At 51.1% G+C, this 14,577-nt stretch carries 13 protein-coding genes and 2 pseudogenes; 12 read left to right on the forward strand and 3 right to left on the reverse strand.

Annotated features, from left to right (window positions below; all coding sequences use genetic code 11):
* Window positions 1–4 precede the first annotated feature (4 nt).
* The 8 genes from BBIA_RS04750 (at window position 5) to BBIA_RS04780 (ending at window position 7,676) form a co-directional block, all read left to right on the forward strand.
* Window positions 5–694, forward strand: a complete 690-nt coding sequence (locus BBIA_RS04750; protein ID WP_033495412.1) for a response regulator transcription factor — start codon at window positions 5–7, stop codon at window positions 692–694.
* Window positions 691–1,941, forward strand: a complete 1,251-nt coding sequence (locus tag BBIA_RS04755) for a sensor histidine kinase (RefSeq protein WP_202962031.1) — start codon at window positions 691–693, stop codon at window positions 1,939–1,941. Before BBIA_RS04750 ends, BBIA_RS04755 begins: the two co-directional genes overlap by 4 nt.
* Window positions 1,942–2,053: 112 nt before the next feature.
* Window positions 2,054–2,728 (forward strand): ABC transporter ATP-binding protein, encoded by a 675-nt coding sequence (locus tag BBIA_RS04760; protein WP_033495408.1) that lies wholly within the window; start codon window positions 2,054–2,056, stop codon window positions 2,726–2,728.
* 62 nt (window positions 2,729–2,790) lie between these two features.
* The gene (locus BBIA_RS04765) at window positions 2,791–5,154 is read left to right on the forward strand and encodes an ABC transporter permease (protein ID WP_202962032.1); all 2,364 of its coding nucleotides are present in this window, start codon (window positions 2,791–2,793) and stop codon (window positions 5,152–5,154) included.
* Window positions 5,155–5,324: 170 nt separating this feature from the next.
* Window positions 5,325–5,510 (forward strand): hypothetical protein, encoded by a 186-nt coding sequence (locus tag BBIA_RS13725; protein WP_081892022.1) that lies wholly within the window; start codon window positions 5,325–5,327, stop codon window positions 5,508–5,510.
* Window positions 5,511–5,555: 45 nt separating this feature from the next.
* Window positions 5,556–5,915, forward strand: a complete 360-nt coding sequence (locus BBIA_RS13730) for a DUF3847 domain-containing protein (protein WP_081892024.1) — start codon at window positions 5,556–5,558, stop codon at window positions 5,913–5,915.
* Entirely contained in the window at window positions 5,881–7,377 is a 1,497-nt protein-coding gene (mobQ, locus tag BBIA_RS04775; RefSeq protein ID WP_033495402.1) for a MobQ family relaxase, read from the forward strand. The genes BBIA_RS13730 and mobQ overlap by 35 nt, the downstream gene beginning before the upstream one ends.
* Window positions 7,374–7,676, forward strand: coding sequence for a hypothetical protein (locus tag BBIA_RS04780; RefSeq protein WP_033495400.1), 303 nt, complete (start codon window positions 7,374–7,376; stop codon window positions 7,674–7,676). The genes mobQ and BBIA_RS04780 overlap by 4 nt, the downstream gene beginning before the upstream one ends.
* Window positions 7,677–7,816: 140 nt before the next feature.
* On the opposite strand, the gene BBIA_RS04785 is transcribed toward BBIA_RS04780, so the two are convergent.
* Window positions 7,817–9,190, reverse strand: coding sequence for an IS481 family transposase (locus BBIA_RS04785; protein WP_051923791.1), 1,374 nt, complete (start codon window positions 9,188–9,190; stop codon window positions 7,817–7,819).
* Window positions 9,191–9,307: 117 nt separating this feature from the next.
* On the opposite strand from BBIA_RS04785, the gene BBIA_RS04790 reads away from it, so the two are divergent.
* The 3 genes and pseudogenes from BBIA_RS04790 to BBIA_RS04795 all read left to right on the forward strand — a co-directional run.
* Window positions 9,308–11,134: an AAA family ATPase gene (locus BBIA_RS04790; RefSeq protein ID WP_051923792.1), complete on the forward strand. Its 1,827-nt coding sequence runs from the start codon at window positions 9,308–9,310 to the stop codon at window positions 11,132–11,134.
* Window positions 11,135–11,276: 142 nt separating this feature from the next.
* Window positions 11,277–11,435: a transposon-encoded TnpW family protein gene (locus BBIA_RS13735; RefSeq protein WP_006428300.1), complete on the forward strand. Its 159-nt coding sequence runs from the start codon at window positions 11,277–11,279 to the stop codon at window positions 11,433–11,435.
* Window positions 11,436–11,485: 50 nt separating this feature from the next.
* Window positions 11,486–12,157, forward strand: a pseudogene (locus BBIA_RS04795) (VirD4-like conjugal transfer protein, CD1115 family); the annotation flags it as partial.
* 87 nt (window positions 12,158–12,244) lie between these two features.
* Here BBIA_RS04795 and BBIA_RS13740 read toward each other — a convergent pair.
* Both BBIA_RS13740 and BBIA_RS14155 read right to left on the reverse strand, forming a co-directional pair.
* Window positions 12,245–13,101, reverse strand: a pseudogene (locus tag BBIA_RS13740) (transposase).
* Between the two features lie 602 nt (window positions 13,102–13,703).
* Window positions 13,704–13,976, reverse strand: coding sequence for a hypothetical protein (locus tag BBIA_RS14155; RefSeq protein ID WP_152600621.1), 273 nt, complete (start codon window positions 13,974–13,976; stop codon window positions 13,704–13,706).
* A gap of 79 nt (window positions 13,977–14,055) precedes the next feature.
* On the opposite strand from BBIA_RS14155, the gene BBIA_RS13745 reads away from it, so the two are divergent.
* Complete coding sequence (locus tag BBIA_RS13745) at window positions 14,056–14,577, forward strand: stage II sporulation protein M (protein ID WP_081892026.1); 522 nt, start codon at window positions 14,056–14,058, stop codon at window positions 14,575–14,577.

A 14,577-nucleotide genomic window follows, 5' to 3' on the forward strand; every position in this document is an offset into this window, starting at 1 on the left:
TGCTATGCCAGGTATACTTGTGGTTGAAGATGATGAAAATTTAAATCGTGGAATTACATTTTCACTGAAAAAATCCGGATATGAGGTTTTTTCAGCAGAATCAGTGAAAAAAGCGAAAAGAATTGCAAGTGATAATAATGTGGATGTTGCCATTTGTGATGTGAATCTTCCGGATGGAAACGGATTAGAGCTTGTCAGATGGATGCGGAATTGTCAAAATGTATATATTATCTGTCTTACCGCGTTGGATCAGGAGACAGATCAGGTCATGGGATATGAAGCCGGTGCGGACGATTATATGACGAAACCGTTCAGCCTTTCCGTACTTCTTCTGAAAATCGAGGCTCATTTCCGCCGCAGAAAGAATGAACCCGGAACTCCAAAAATTCATTCAAAGGATATCGTGTTTATCCCCGGAGAGATGAGGGCGTTCGTAAAGGAAAGAGAAATAAGCCTTACGAAGAATGAACTGAAAATGCTGTCCTTTTTTCTTCAAAACCCGAAACAGATTCTTTCAAAAACACAGCTGTTAGAAAACGTGTTTGATCTGGATGGTGATTTTATGGATGAAAACACGGTAGCTGTGAACATCAGAAGGCTTCGGAAGAAAATCGAAGAGGATCCGGCGGCTCCGGTCTATATTAAAAACATCCGCGGGCTTGGGTATATATGGAATCAGGAGGTAAGTCAGTGACGAAACGACATCGTAAAAAGTGGGTTGATGCCTTGTCACTGGTGCTGCCGGTTCTACTCTTTTTTGCAGTATTGAACTGCTTTACCACCTATTTATATTATCAGGATTATCAATGTAAAATGGATATCCTGACAGAAGTTGCGGCGGGCGCAGAGACCACCGGCATGGATGTTGCCGCAGGATGGCTGAAAGGAAACGACCATCAAGCCAATGAACAAGGTAAGCAATTATTAGAGCAATACGGGTACTGGGAAAACAAAGGGACTTCGTTTTATGTGCGCTTCCGGCAGAATATCATGATAACCGGCTGTACAAGTGCAGTGCTATGTCTGTCTTTGCTAACGTTCCTGTTTTACCGGAAGAAAGCTGAGGCGAAAGAAAGTCGGAAACGATTGGAGCAGCTAGAGCAAATCCTGATTGCATTTCGGGAAAATCACTTTGAGGTAGTGCCGGACACAGAAGATCATGTTGGGCAGGAAAGACTGAAATTTCAGCTTGAAGCAATCGGGCATCATATCCAGCTGCTGCAAGAGGAAGCCAGAGCGGAGAAGGAAAGCACAAAGGAAATGGTATCCGACATTTCCCATCAGCTGAAAACCCCGGTTGCAGCCTTGGATACCTGCTTTAGCATATTGCTGCGGAACAATCTGAGTGAGACGGAGCAACAGGAATTTCGCATCCGCTGCCGGAGTGCATTGGACGGATTGGAAACATTGTTGCAGTCTCTGCTGGAAATATCCAAACTGGAGACAGGTTTGATTCAGCTTGATCAGAAAACACTTCCCATTATGGATACGATCATCTCCGCAGTAAACCGAACGTATCCAAAGGCAGCGGAGAAAGGGATAGAACTTGTTTTCGACTGCAACGAATCACTGGAGCATTGTGCACTCATGCAGGATAAACGTTGGCTTGGAGAAGCAATCATTAACGTTTTGGACAATGCCATCAAATACAGCCCAGAACATTCAAAAATCACGATCCGTCTACAAAAAAGAACCGGCTTTGTGAGAATTGAGATCGAGGATCAGGGAATCGGAATCCCGCAGAGTGAATACCATAAAATATTCCAGCGGTTTTACAGAGGGACTGCGCCGGAAGTCCGCGAAAAGAGCGGAACTGGCATCGGTCTGTATCTGTCCAGACAGATTATTGAGCAGCATGGTGGGACAATCACGGTAGCCTCCGGCAAAGTCAGAAAAGGAAGTACCTTTTTGATTCAGCTGCCGGAGAATGGACTTTCGTAGAGATGATGAGCAGAAGTCTTTCAAATCTGTAAGACTTCTGCTCTCTTTTTGAAAGTGAAATGAAAGGTTCCTTTGATACAATGCTGGTAAATAAGAAAAGGAGGCCATTGAAGTGGGCGTGATATTAGAAACGAATCAGCTTTGCAAATTTTATGGGACGGGGGAAAATCAGGTCAAAGCCGTCAATCATGTGAATATCCAGATTGAGCAGGGAGAATTTGTCGCCATTGTCGGAAAATCCGGCTCCGGAAAAAGTACCCTGCTGCATATGCTGGGCGGGCTGGATACACCAACCAGCGGCAGCGTGATCTTGTCTGACAAGGACCTGTATTCCATGAAGGAGGATCAGCTTGCCGTTTTCCGGAGAAGAAAGATCGGATTTGTATTTCAGGCATTCAATCTGGTATCCTCCATCAATGTGTGGGAAAATATCGTTCTTCCGTTGGGGCTTGACGGAAAAAAAGTGGATAAAGCTTATGTCAATGATATTATCACCACACTGGGTCTTGAACACCGGATTCATAATCTTCCGAATACCCTCTCCGGAGGACAGCAGCAGCGCGTTGCGATTGCAAGAGCCTTGGTAAACAGACCGGAGATTTTGTTTGCGGACGAGCCAACCGGAAATCTTGATTCCAAGACAAGTGACGAGGTGATCGCGCTGCTGAAAATGAGCGCAAAAAAATATGGACAGACGATTGTAATGATTACCCATGATGATGAGATCGCGCAGGTTGCTGACCGTATTTTAGTCATCGAGGATGGACAGGTGGTGGATTTCAATTGAGGACGATCAGCAAAATTGCATTCAGCAACGACAAAAGAAATCGGACAAGAAGTGTCCTCATTATGACGGCGATTTGCCTGACTACCATGCTTCTGGTCATTATCAGTACAATTGGAAATGGACTGATCCTCTTACAGAAGGATCAGGCTGCAAGCTCATACGGAAGCAACTACGGCCTGTTTATCGCCGCAGATGGTACGCAATTAAAAGAAGTGGAACGCAGAGCTGAGATATCTGATATCGGCATCATGTGTACGGAGGGCATCCTGAAAGGAAATGAAAATGGCGGCTTTGTCAGTGCGGATGAAACGGTCAGGAAAATGCTTCCCTATAATCAGGAATATGTGTTGAAGGAAGGTACCTATCCGGAAAAGGCACAGGAAATTGCCGCAGGACGCGCTTTCTTTGATGCAGAGGGATACCATGATGTAAAGGTCGGAGACACCGTAACATTGGAGTACCGTTCCGGCATGCAGTCGGAATACGCACCGGTGGAATTTACTGTCAGCGGGATTTTATATGACCGGGATGAATATACCATCGAGGCTTCCTATGTTGTATTCGGTTCGCAGGATTTTTATAATGAGCGTGTTGCGGAGGGGGACAGGCAATATAATATCTATTTTACCTTGAGCGATTCTGCAAATGTATCTATGAATAATGTTGCGCCTGTTATAAAAGAAATCGCGGATTCCTGCGGCATTGACCAGAAAAACGTGATCATCAATGACCTCTACCTGCAGTGGGTATTGCAGCCGAGCTATGAAATGATTGTGGTTTGTGGAACCCTGATCCTCGGAATCGTGCTGTTTTCCGTTGTGGTCATTTATAATATCTTCCAGGTCGGGATCGCCCAGAAGGTTCAGGAGTACGGAAAAATCAAGGCGCTGGGTGCAACCAGAAAGCAGATGAAGCAGTTGATCTTTCGTGAGGGCATTCTTCTGGCGGTTCCTTCGATACCGCTGGGGCTGCTGTTTGGTTTCCTGATTGCAAAAGTCAGCTTCAACTGGCTGGTGGAGCAGGGAAATCTGGTATCGTCCGGAATCAAGAACCATCAGGTGCCTCTGTTTTCACTGACAATTATGCTCATCTGCATTTTTGTATCGTTTCTTACGGTCGTTTTGGCTCTGCGCAAACCCATGAAAATTGTTTCCCGGATTTCACCCATCGAAGCGACACGGTATCTTGGCGGCTCCAAAACGCAAAAACAGGGCAGACGAAAAGGCAGAAAAGATGTCACCGTTTTCTCCATGGCAATGGCAAATGTGACAGGCAATCCGAAAAGAACCATTGCTACGATTCTTACCATGGGGCTTTCCTGTGTATTGTTTGTAATTATCTCTAATTATGTTGGGAATATTGACACGGAGCACGAGGCGCGGATTGCAATCAACCATGGACAATTTGAGTTGCAGCTGGATTATTCCCAGAATTATGATGAAGCCTATTCGGAGAATAATCTGGACACAATCCTACAGAACAACCCACTGAATGATTCTTTGATTAAAGAAATCAAATCCATCCCCGGTGTAACGGATGTACTGACGAGAGAAATCGTCTCTGCAGATTTGAACGGAACAAAATTTCCGGTTGCAATCGTAAATCAAGAAGATTTTGAAATGATGCGCGGGGATGGCGATATCGGTTCCATGGACTATGCACAGGCTGTCAAAAACGGGGATGTTTTCTTTGGCTGGTCCATGTGGATGGAAGCTGACGGGTATTCTGCGGGTGCACCGATTACATTCAACTTTGATAACGGAAGCGGAACCTATACCTATCATGGAAAAATCGCAGGCTCCTTTGTAAGCGCGGACACTTATCTGGTCATTCCGGAAGAAGTATACCGCTCTGTAAATCCGAAAGGGACATCTTACGGATACCTGTGGGTGGATTGTGCTAAAAAAGATGTGGCATCTGTAGAGCAAAGCCTGAATGACCTGCTCTCCGATACTTCTCATATCAAGCTGAACACCTATCACGCAGAATTGCAAACCGCAGAATACGCAAGCCGTATGATGAAGCTTGGCTGCTATCTGTTCATGGCAATTGTCGGTCTCATTGGGTTTATGAATCTGGCAAACACCATGATCATCAATATCACCACGAAGAAGCAGGAATACGGTGTGCTGCAAGCGGTAGGCATGACCAATAAGCAGTTGAATCTGAGCTTACAAATACAGGGCTTGATTTTTACGGTTGGCACCATCTGCGTCGCACTTGCTGCCGGTCTGCCCCTTGGCTATGCACTGTTTTCCTATGCGAAGCATAATGGGATTTTTGGAATGAACGTTTATCACGTTCCTCTTATCCCGATTCTTGTTATGATTCTTCTGGTTGGTATTCTACAAATTGTGCTTTCCTGTGTTTTAAGCAGTAATCTGAAAAAGGAAACGCTGGTCGAAAGAATCCGGTATCAGGGATAGCAAGTAATATGTAATGAACTAGGTCTTAACGAAGAGGAGAAATAGATAACTTCCAGTTTGTCGAACTGATAAAATCCCTTTAGGAACTAAAGGGCGCACTTCTATACTCTCTTGTCGAGAGTATTGTGCGTCCTGCGGAGCTTCATTCTCTGTCAGCAGAAAGAAACTGCATGACCGAGAATGTTTCGTCACTTCGTTCCGTCAAGGGAGCTACACTCCCTTGCGACGCTTGTGCGTCTATCCCTTGTGGACTTGCCGTCCGCAAACAGCATGAAATGCTGTTCGCCGCCAGCAAGTTTGGAAAAACAAATACCGAAAATCAGACCGTTGACTGGTCGCACTATGCGAAAAGTTGACGGTCTTTTTTTATCCCCAAAATCAAAAATAGGAGGTCAATCACAATGACAAAACCGAAAACCCTTGACCAGCTTCGAGCCGAAAAGGAACGAGCCGAGACGCAGCTTGCACAGGAACAGCACAAGCTGGAGCGTCTGGAGAATAGAAAGAAGTATCTGGAGAAAGGTGAACGCACCAAGCGCACCCACCGCCTTTGCAATCTGGGCGGCACGATTGAGAGCCTTGCCCCGGAGGTCAAAGATCTCACACGCACCGAAATGACAGAGCTGATGGAACACATCTTTTCCCTGTCCGAAGTCCAGCGAGCCGTCCGTCACATGGTGATTACCCATATCAGCCAAGCAAACAGAGAAAAGGAGTTGAAAGCCGATGGCACTATTTCATCTGAGCGTCACGCAGACTAAGCGAAGCGCAGGACAGTCCGCTATTGCTTCTGCCGCCTACCGAGCCGGGGAGCGATTGTATAGCGAGTATTACGGCGAATACAGCGACTACACCCGCAAGGGCGGCGTGATCTGCTCCGATATTCTCCTGCCGTCCCATGCACCGCCCGAATACGCAGACCGCCAGACGCTATGGAACGCCGTGGAAAAAGCCGAGCGTGGAAAGAACGCCCAGCTTGCATACAGCTTTGACATTGCCTTGCAGAATGAATTTTCCCTTGAGGAAAACATCGCTCTTGCAAGGCAATTTTTGTTGGAGAACTTTGTGAGCCGGGGCATGGTGGTTGACTTCGCCGTACACCAGCCAGACCGGGAGGACGGCGGCATACCAAATCCGCATTTTCATGTGCTTTGCCCCATCCGCCCCATCGAGCAGAACGGCAAATGGGGGCTAAAGCAACGCCGGGTGTACGAGCTGGACGAGGACGGCAACCGTATCCGGGACGCAGACGGAAAGTTTGTGTTCAACGCCGTTCCCACTACCGACTGGGGCAGTCCCGAAACGCTGGAATACTGGCGGCAGACATGGGCGGAGCTATGCAACGCCAAGTTTGCGGAAAAGGGGCTTGACGTTCGTATCGACCACCGAAGCTATGAGCGTCAGGGCGTGGAGCTTCTTCCCACCGTCCATGATGGCGCAACCGTCCGGGCAATGGAGAAGAAAGGCATACGCACCGAGAAAGGCGAGTTCAACCGCTGGATCAGAGCCACCAACGCCGTTATCCGGGACATCAAGAAGAAAATCGCTCTCCTGTTTGATTGGATTGCCGAAGCAAAAGCGGAGCTTGCCAAGCCGCAGGCACCCGACCTTGTTTCTCTGCTGAACGCCTATTACACCCAGCGCAGAGCCGGGGCGTATTCGCAGAAAGGCAAGGTCAGCAATCTAAAGGAGATGAACGAGACTTTCAATTATCTCCGGGCAAACGACATTTACTCCCTTGAAGATTTGGAACACCGTGTCAGCGAACACAGTGCTGCCACAGAGAGCTTGAAGAAAACGCTGGACGAACAGACCGCCCGAATGAAAGCAATTAAGCAGCTCTATGACAGCTCCGCTGCTTTCCAGAGCTTGAAGCCTATCTATGACGGCTTGCAGAAAATCAAGTTTGAGAAGCCCAGAGCCAAGTACAAGGCAGAGCATGAAGCGGAACTGAAACAGTTCTACGCCGCCAGACGAAAGCTGACCGGAGAGTTCCCGGACGGTAAGGTGGATATGAAAAAGCTGTCCGCAGAGTATGACGCTCTGGAACAGGCGCATGAAACCACCTACGGCGAGTTTAAGACCGTCAGAGACGATTTACACCGCCTTTGGAAGGTCAAGTCATGCGTAGATACTGCCGCCCGATTTAACGAGCGTACAGAGGAACAAAAGCTCCAAAATCGACCCCAAACACGACACAAAAAGGAGGATATATCCCGATGAAAAAATACGACTGGAAGAACGAATACAACCCCATCCGCAGAACGGCAAAACGCCTTTTGAGCGGAGAGCCTTTGACCGATGGCAGACCGCTTTCCAATCTAATTGAGCTGGACGAACACACCCGGAAATGCCTTGCCTTTGAAGCCACCCTCACCGACCGTCAGATTGATATGTTGCAGGATTTGGGCTATCTGCCCGTTACCACAAGACAGTACGGTGAGGAATGTGCAAACTGCCCCTATACGCTGGACGAGCGTGAGCATGGCGTTTGCAGACGATGCGCTGTTTTCAAGAAGTAAGGAGGACGCTCATGCAGTACACCCAAGCACAGATTGACCGGGCAAACGCCGTCAGTCTGGAAGATTTTCTCCTGTATTGTCTCGGGGCATAATTGACAGGTGTCTTGGGGCATGGTTGACGGGGTCTCTTGGGGCATGGTTTACATGTGTGTTGGGGCATGGTTGACACCGGGTATGGGTTTGCGGTACTGGTAGTCGCGGGTGGTGTCGAGGGTTTGTTCGGCGAGGATCTCGCCGGTGGCCGGGTCGATGACGGTGATGATGCCGTGGCTGATTTCCAGTTCCACGGTCTTGCCGGCGTTCTCTTTGCCGACGTTGACGGTACGTCGTCCGCCCGCGATGCCTTTCTGCATGATGCAGCCGTCCTTGCTGACCTTGTGGAGTTTGGCGGGGACAGTGACATCGACCCGCGTGGGTTCCGTTCGCTCGGCGACGGGGACTGGCCTGCGCCGCCCGTTCTTCTTTTCGATGGCATCCCGTTCGCCCGCGGTTCGTGCGTCCTCGTCGCGTCTGGCCTGTTCGCGGGCGGCGATCTCGGGGTCGGGGCCGGCCTTGCCCTTCGCCTCGTACGCTTCCTTGGGCGTGCGACGGTTCAACGCTCGGTGCGGGCGTTCCTCGTTGTATTCGCGGCGGAACTCGTCGAGCTGCCTGTTGAGCGCGTCGAGATCGCGTGCGAGGGGCCGGGCCATGAGCCATTGCTTCAACGTGCGGTGCCAGCGTTCGATCTTGCCCTGCGTCTGGGGATGATACGGTTTGCCGTTCTTCTGCCGCACGCCCATCAGGGCGAGCAGGCGCTCGAACGATCCCGGTTCGGCCGACAAAAGCCGGGTCGTGTACACGGTCCCGTTGTCGGTGAGCGTGGACGAGGGAATCCCGTACCGGGAGCACGCCTCGCGGAACGATGATTCGATCGTCTCCATCGTGACCGTCGAGAACGCGCGCGAATACAGGAGGAAACGCGAATGGTCGTCGAGCCAGGAGACGATCAGCATGTCCGTGCCGTCGCCGATCGGCCAGTGGGTGAAGTCCGACTGCCATGTCTCGTTCGGCAATGCGGCCTCGAACCTCGCGTACGATGACTTCGGCCGCTTGCGCGGCTCGGGCTTGACCAAACCGGCATTCGTCAGGATCCGGTGGATCGTGGAGTTTGCGGGAGGCGCGACGCCTTCACGCTCCAGGCGGGCGGCGATGGACTCCGCGCCAGCGTCCAAACCCTTGGCAATCAGTTCCCGCCGGATCGCGACGATCCGTTCGATCAGACGCTCGTCGGTCCTGTTCGCGATGCGATGCGCGCGCTTGGAACGCGGCAGGAGCCCGGCCTCGCCTTCCCGTTCGTACCGACGTTTCAACTCGTACGCCCACTGGCGCGTCACTCCATAGCGGCGGGCCGCCTCCGTAACCGGCACGCCCGAGAGGATCGTGTTGACAATGGCCTTGTTACGCAGGAACTCACTGCGAGTCCCGTCACTATCATTGCTGGACCGTGTTGACTGCTGCTGTGACTGTGTATCCATACATGGTCAACAACCTGCGACCTGTCAACCATGCCCCAAGACACCCGTCAGGCATGCCCCAAGACATGACGTCAACCATGCCCCGAGACATACGTCAACTATCCGCTGAAACTAGACATGGAAGATTTTCTCCGCACACAGGGAGAAACGCTTATCAAAAGCGGACGGGAATACCGCTGGAAAGAGCATGACAGTCTGACCGTCCGAGGAAACAAATGGTTTCGCCACAGCCAGAGTAAGGGCGGCTATCCCATTGATTTTGTCATGGAGTTTTACGGAAAGTCCTTTCCCGAAGCCGTCCAGCTCCTGATCGGCGAAAGCGGCGAGGGACAGAGCGAAGCCAGCACAGCACCGCCCACAGCGTTTCACTTGCCCTTGCACAACAGAACAGCCGACAGAGCAATTCAATATCTTTGCGAAAGCCGAGGTCTCAACAAAATGCTTGTTGAGGCTTTTCTTCTTTCCGGGGATATTTACGAAGACGCAAAGCGGCAAAATGTTGTGTTTGTTGGCAGAGACCGAAGTGGTACGCCGAGATACGCCCATGTGCGAGGAACGGCAGACCCATTCAGACAGGACATTGCCGGGTCTGACAAGTCCTATCCGTTCCGATACGAGGGCAACGGCAACCAGCTCTTTGTCTTTGAAGCGCCGATTGACCTGTTATCGTTCATCTGCCTTTATCCGCAGGACTGGCAGACAAGGAGCTATCTTGCCCTGGGCGGCGTTTCGGGCAAAGCCCTTGACCGTTTTCTTTCTGAACGCAAGGACACCCGAAAAGTATTCCTCTGCCTTGACAGCGACACCGCAGGAAGTGAAGCCTGCTCCCGACTGGCACAGTCCATTCCCGGCGAGATCGCCGTCATTCGCCTTGTCCCGGCAAGGAAAGACTGGAACGATGTTCTCCGTCAGCAAGGGGACATTCCCAGCCGCAAATTCATAGCCGAGACAATCACGCTGCGAGAGCTGCCCACCGCCCAGCCTGTCCCAATGCTCCGCATGGCAGATGTGGAGCTGACGAGCGTGGATTGGCTATGGTTTCCGTATATCCCCTTTGGAAAGCTGACGATCATACAGGGCAACCCCGGTGAGGGCAAGACCTACTTTGCCATGCGTCTTGCGGCGGCTTGCACCAACCGAAAGCCTTTACCCGGTATGGAGAAACTTGAGCCTTTCAATATCATCTATCAGACCGCAGAGGACGGTTTGGGCGATACCGTTAAGCCCCGGCTGATGGAAGCGGACGCAGACCTTGAACGAGTGCTTGTCATTGACGATAGAGACACGCCGCTGACTCTTGCCGATGAGCGCATAGCAAGGGCAATCCGTGAGAACAACGCAAGGCTGGTTATCATTGACCCGGTACAGGCGTTTCTGGGCGCAGATGTGGACATGAACCGGGCAAACGAGGTGCGCCCAATATTCCGCAGTCTGGGAGACATTGCACAGGCTACCGGGTGCGCTATCGTGCTGATTGGACACCTCAACAAAGCCGCAGGAACGCAAAGCACCTACCGGGGATTGGGGTCTATCGACATTACGGCGGCAGTCCGCAGTCTGCTGTTTATTGGCAAGCTGAAAGACAGTCCCACAACAAGGGTGCTTATCCATGAGAAAAGCTCCCTTGCGCCGCCCGGACAGTCCCTTGCCTTTTCTCTGGGAGACGAGAAAGGCTTTGAATGGATAGGAGCTTATGACATTACCGCTGACGAGCTTCTTGCCGGGACAGACACCGCCAAGACCGAAAGCAAGACCGCACAGGCGCAAATGCTCATTCTGGAACTGCTTGCAGATGGAAAGCGTATGCCGAGCGCAGAGCTGGAAAAGGCAGTCAATGAGCGTGGGATTTCCTCACGCACCATGAGAACGGCAAAGAGCCGTATCGGGGACAGACTTGTGACCGAGAAAGACGGCACAGCATGGGTCTGCTATCTCCGAGATTGACAACAGGAACACGGCAAGCGTGGCAAAGACGGCAAGGTTTTTATAGATACCTTAATGTTGCCGCCTTGCCTTGTTCCCTCATACCGACACCGCCCGATGATGAACAGTCACCGGGCATTTTTCATTTACAGGAGGATTTTGAATGAACAATACCGCAACCAACACCGCCACTTGCCCTACTGTCAGAAAGCAGATTGGCAAGACAACCTATATCGTCCGTGTGCATTTCAGCCAGACCGCAAAAGAGACAATGGAGGACAAAATCAAGCGTCTGCTCCGTGAGGAAGTCCGCAAAATGTGACTTCTTTGTGAATTTGATGAAAAAGTCCTTGACTTTTCGTCTCTGGCGAAACCAAGAAAAGCATCATCATCACCACCGGCGTCCACCTCGCACCACTCCAAGTGCGCGAGGTACGCCGAATCCTCGACGGCGACGACATCCGGCTCGAAACCCTCGACCAAGGCAAACGCATCATCTATCTCGAACTACCCGACACCAACGCCACGTTCTCCTTCATCGCCAGCGTCTTCTACCAATGCCTCTTCGAAACGCTTGTACGCAAAGCCGACGCCAAACCTGACGGCGTGCTCGACCGCGACGTGCATTGCATGCTCGACGAATTCGCCAACATCGGCAAAATCCCCAACTTCGTAAGGCTCATCGCCACCATACGAAGCCGACGCATCAGCTGCAGCATCATCCTCCAGACCGTCAGCCAAGGCAAGAGCCTCTATCGGGATGACTGGGAGACCATCGCCGGCAACTGCGACAGCCAGCTCTTCCTCGGCGGCAACGAACCCAGCACCACCAAATACATCAGCGACCGGCTCGGAGACCAGACCATCGATGTCATTGAAACCAGCGAAACCAAAGGTCTCAACGGCAGCTGGACACGCAGCACCCGCAAAAACGCTCGTAAACTCCTCACTCCGGACGAACTCGGACGCATCCCCACCAGCCGGTGCGTCTACCTGCTCAGAGGCATACCACCGTTCCTCAGTGAGAAGTTATGTCATCTATAGATGACAAATACGATAATGCTATCGCATTGTGCGGCGCTGCCAAGGTCGTGAGGGACGGTCCCGTTAAGTGTGTAACTAGTGGTTTGGTTATATGTTCTCGCTGGCGGACCAGCGGTCGGCGAAGGTGACGGTGAACGTGTTCAACGCGGGCTTCCACGTGTCGTCCATCGTACCCGCCTTGCCGGTCGGGGCCAGCGACTTGACGGTCAGGTACAGGCACCTCAACGCGGCACGTTCGTCGGAGAAGTGACCTCGCGCCCTGACCGCTCGACGGAACCGCGCGTTGAGACTCTCGATCGCGTTCGTCGAACAGATCGTCTGATGGATTTCCACATCGTAGTTGAGAAACGGAACGAACCGATCCCACGTGTTAAGCCGCAGGCCGCCCATAGCCGGGTATTTGGACGCCCACTTGTCGAGCATCTCGTCGCGAGCCTGTTCCGCGGCTGCTTCGTTGACGACGGTGTAGATGGGTTTCGGGTCGCGTTTGAGTATGTCCCAGTCCTTTCTGGACACATAGTGGAACGTATTGCGCAGCAGGTGAAGGCGGCTGACGGTCTCTCTGGAGACCGAGGTGCCGTAGCTCTCCTGGAAGTGCGCGCTGATCTTTCCGGCGGTCAGGCACCTAGCATAGGTGCGACCGAGTCCACGTCGTTGAGCCGGCGATACCGTTTTTTGACGATGACGGGGTCGAACGAGCCGTCCCGGTCGTGAGGCACCTTGATGGTGACTGGTCCGGCCGCCTCCGTCGTCACGGTCTTGGCGGTTGTCCCGTTGCGCGTGTTCGCGGCCCTGCCATCGGCGCTTTTCTCGTGCTTTTCGTGTCCGAGGTGCTCGGTCATCTGCTCGTCGAGGGCGGTCTCCAGCACGGTCTTGGTGAATTGCCTCAGCAGACCGTCGCGGCCGGTCAAGTCAAGCCCCTGCTCCTTGGTCTGCCGGATTATCTCTAGCGCGAGCTCGCGCTAGATCGGGGATGCCTTTGGATCACTGGGTTTCGCTGGTTTCTCCGTGTCTTCCTTGCTGAGGGCCGTCTTCACATTGCCATGGCTTCCATTGTCTCAGTCGACATGCTCATTACAGACCCTTTCCCGCCAGCCACGCAGCCGGCGATCAAAGCCGGCTACACACTTTCCGAAACAGTCTCTCCCCACCGGCCAGTACATCTACCTGCTCAGAGGCGTACCACCGTTCCTCAGACGGAAAAAGATAATTGGCAATAGGCGATTCCGAAAATACTTGAGTGTTGTCATCTCGGAATGACAGTTAGTAATTTGATCCTTGTGGATCCATTTTCAATTTGAGAAGCTGACAATACAACTGGAACGAGGAAATTGTAAATGCAATTTCTGAGACTCTTGCCGATGTCTTGTAGCAAGAAAATGGCAACCATGCAATAGTGAGATCATATAAGGATTTTATGATGAAAAAGTTTGTAAAAACGGTACGATTGCCGCCGTTAGTTGTTGCTTATAGCGGCATAGAATAATGCTCGTATATACTTCACGGAAATGTATATAATTTGCCCAAAAAATAATATTTGCCCATACTATTCAAGGGAGACAATGATGTCTAGGTATGAAAATAATGCTCGCGGTACGTCTTGCAATAAGGGAAATCGGCAGATGGCAAGTGTGGCAGTCGCTTTTGCGGCAGTGTTCGTCACTCCTTTTGTTATTCCGCTGGTTGCTTCTCTGATGGCGGTATTGGGAATTGGGAGTGCGGCAGCTACCGCCATTGTCGCTGTAGCTTGGCTTGGATCGGCTGCGGTGGGAATGATTTTCCCTGCAGCTGCGCCGCTCACTTCCACCATCCAGTCCATGATTGGCACCTTGGGGACTTCGGGCGCTGCGGCATGGTGATTCATTGATTGGATATTATGGCCCTGCGGAGGAGGAGGTATGACGGGATTCTTGAAGCTATTTCTCACTAAGACGCGTTGCGTCCTTGGGATTTCCTTAGCAGCATTTCTGGTTGGCGTATTTTTAGCCAAGTTACGTCCGTATCCTTTGAGCAGGGCCATAATTCCGAAGATATATCTTCATGAACTACTATGGAACAATACTAAGGTATGGCTAATACTATTATTTGGAGGATTTCTATTCTCCATTCCTACAACTATTGTATTAGTTATTAATTATAGTTCTTTTGGATGGAGTGCGGCTCAGTATTTATTTCAAGACCAAGGAGGTAAATTATTGACCGCAGTAGTCCCTCATCTTTTCTTTGAATGCTTTGCGCTGATCACCATATCTGGCATTGCTTTGACTATTACGCACTATGAATTTTGTTTCTTGCAGAACAATCGAAAGCGGGATATTAGCATAGATAATGCCACTTTATTGTCCTTGTTTGTGGTTTTTATTTCATGGTTCTCGCTTTTTTGGGCTGCAATCATAGAGACATATATATCTCATATTTAA

Source organism: Bifidobacterium biavatii DSM 23969, assembly GCF_000741165.1.
In the GTDB taxonomy this organism is placed as follows: Bacteria; Actinomycetota; Actinomycetes; order Actinomycetales; family Bifidobacteriaceae; genus Bifidobacterium; species Bifidobacterium biavatii.

What these genes read in the sequence shown, in the direction of transcription:
- BBIA_RS04750 (WP_033495412.1), top strand. Translation starts at nt 5, where the DNA reads ATGCCAGGTATACTTGTGGTTGAAGATGATGAAAATTTAAATCGTGGA.
- BBIA_RS04765 (WP_202962032.1), top strand. Translation starts at nt 2,791, where the DNA reads ATGACGGCGATTTGCCTGACTACCATGCTTCTGGTCATTATCAGTACA.
- BBIA_RS13725 (WP_081892022.1), top strand. Translation starts at nt 5,325, where the DNA reads ATGACCGAGAATGTTTCGTCACTTCGTTCCGTCAAGGGAGCTACACTC.
- BBIA_RS13730 (WP_081892024.1), top strand. Translation starts at nt 5,556, where the DNA reads ATGACAAAACCGAAAACCCTTGACCAGCTTCGAGCCGAAAAGGAACGA.
- mobQ (WP_033495402.1), top strand. Translation starts at nt 5,881, where the DNA reads ATGGCACTATTTCATCTGAGCGTCACGCAGACTAAGCGAAGCGCAGGA.
- BBIA_RS04780 (WP_033495400.1), top strand. Translation starts at nt 7,374, where the DNA reads ATGAAAAAATACGACTGGAAGAACGAATACAACCCCATCCGCAGAACG.
- BBIA_RS04785 (WP_051923791.1), bottom strand. Translation starts at nt 9,190, where the DNA reads ATGGATACACAGTCACAGCAGCAGTCAACACGGTCCAGCAATGATAGT.
- BBIA_RS04790 (WP_051923792.1), top strand. Translation starts at nt 9,308, where the DNA reads ATGGAAGATTTTCTCCGCACACAGGGAGAAACGCTTATCAAAAGCGGA.
- BBIA_RS13735 (WP_006428300.1), top strand. Translation starts at nt 11,277, where the DNA reads ATGAACAATACCGCAACCAACACCGCCACTTGCCCTACTGTCAGAAAG.
- BBIA_RS14155 (WP_152600621.1), bottom strand. Translation starts at nt 13,976, where the DNA reads ATGGACTGGATGGTGGAAGTGAGCGGCGCAGCTGCAGGGAAAATCATT.
- BBIA_RS13745 (WP_081892026.1), top strand. Translation starts at nt 14,056, where the DNA reads ATGACGGGATTCTTGAAGCTATTTCTCACTAAGACGCGTTGCGTCCTT.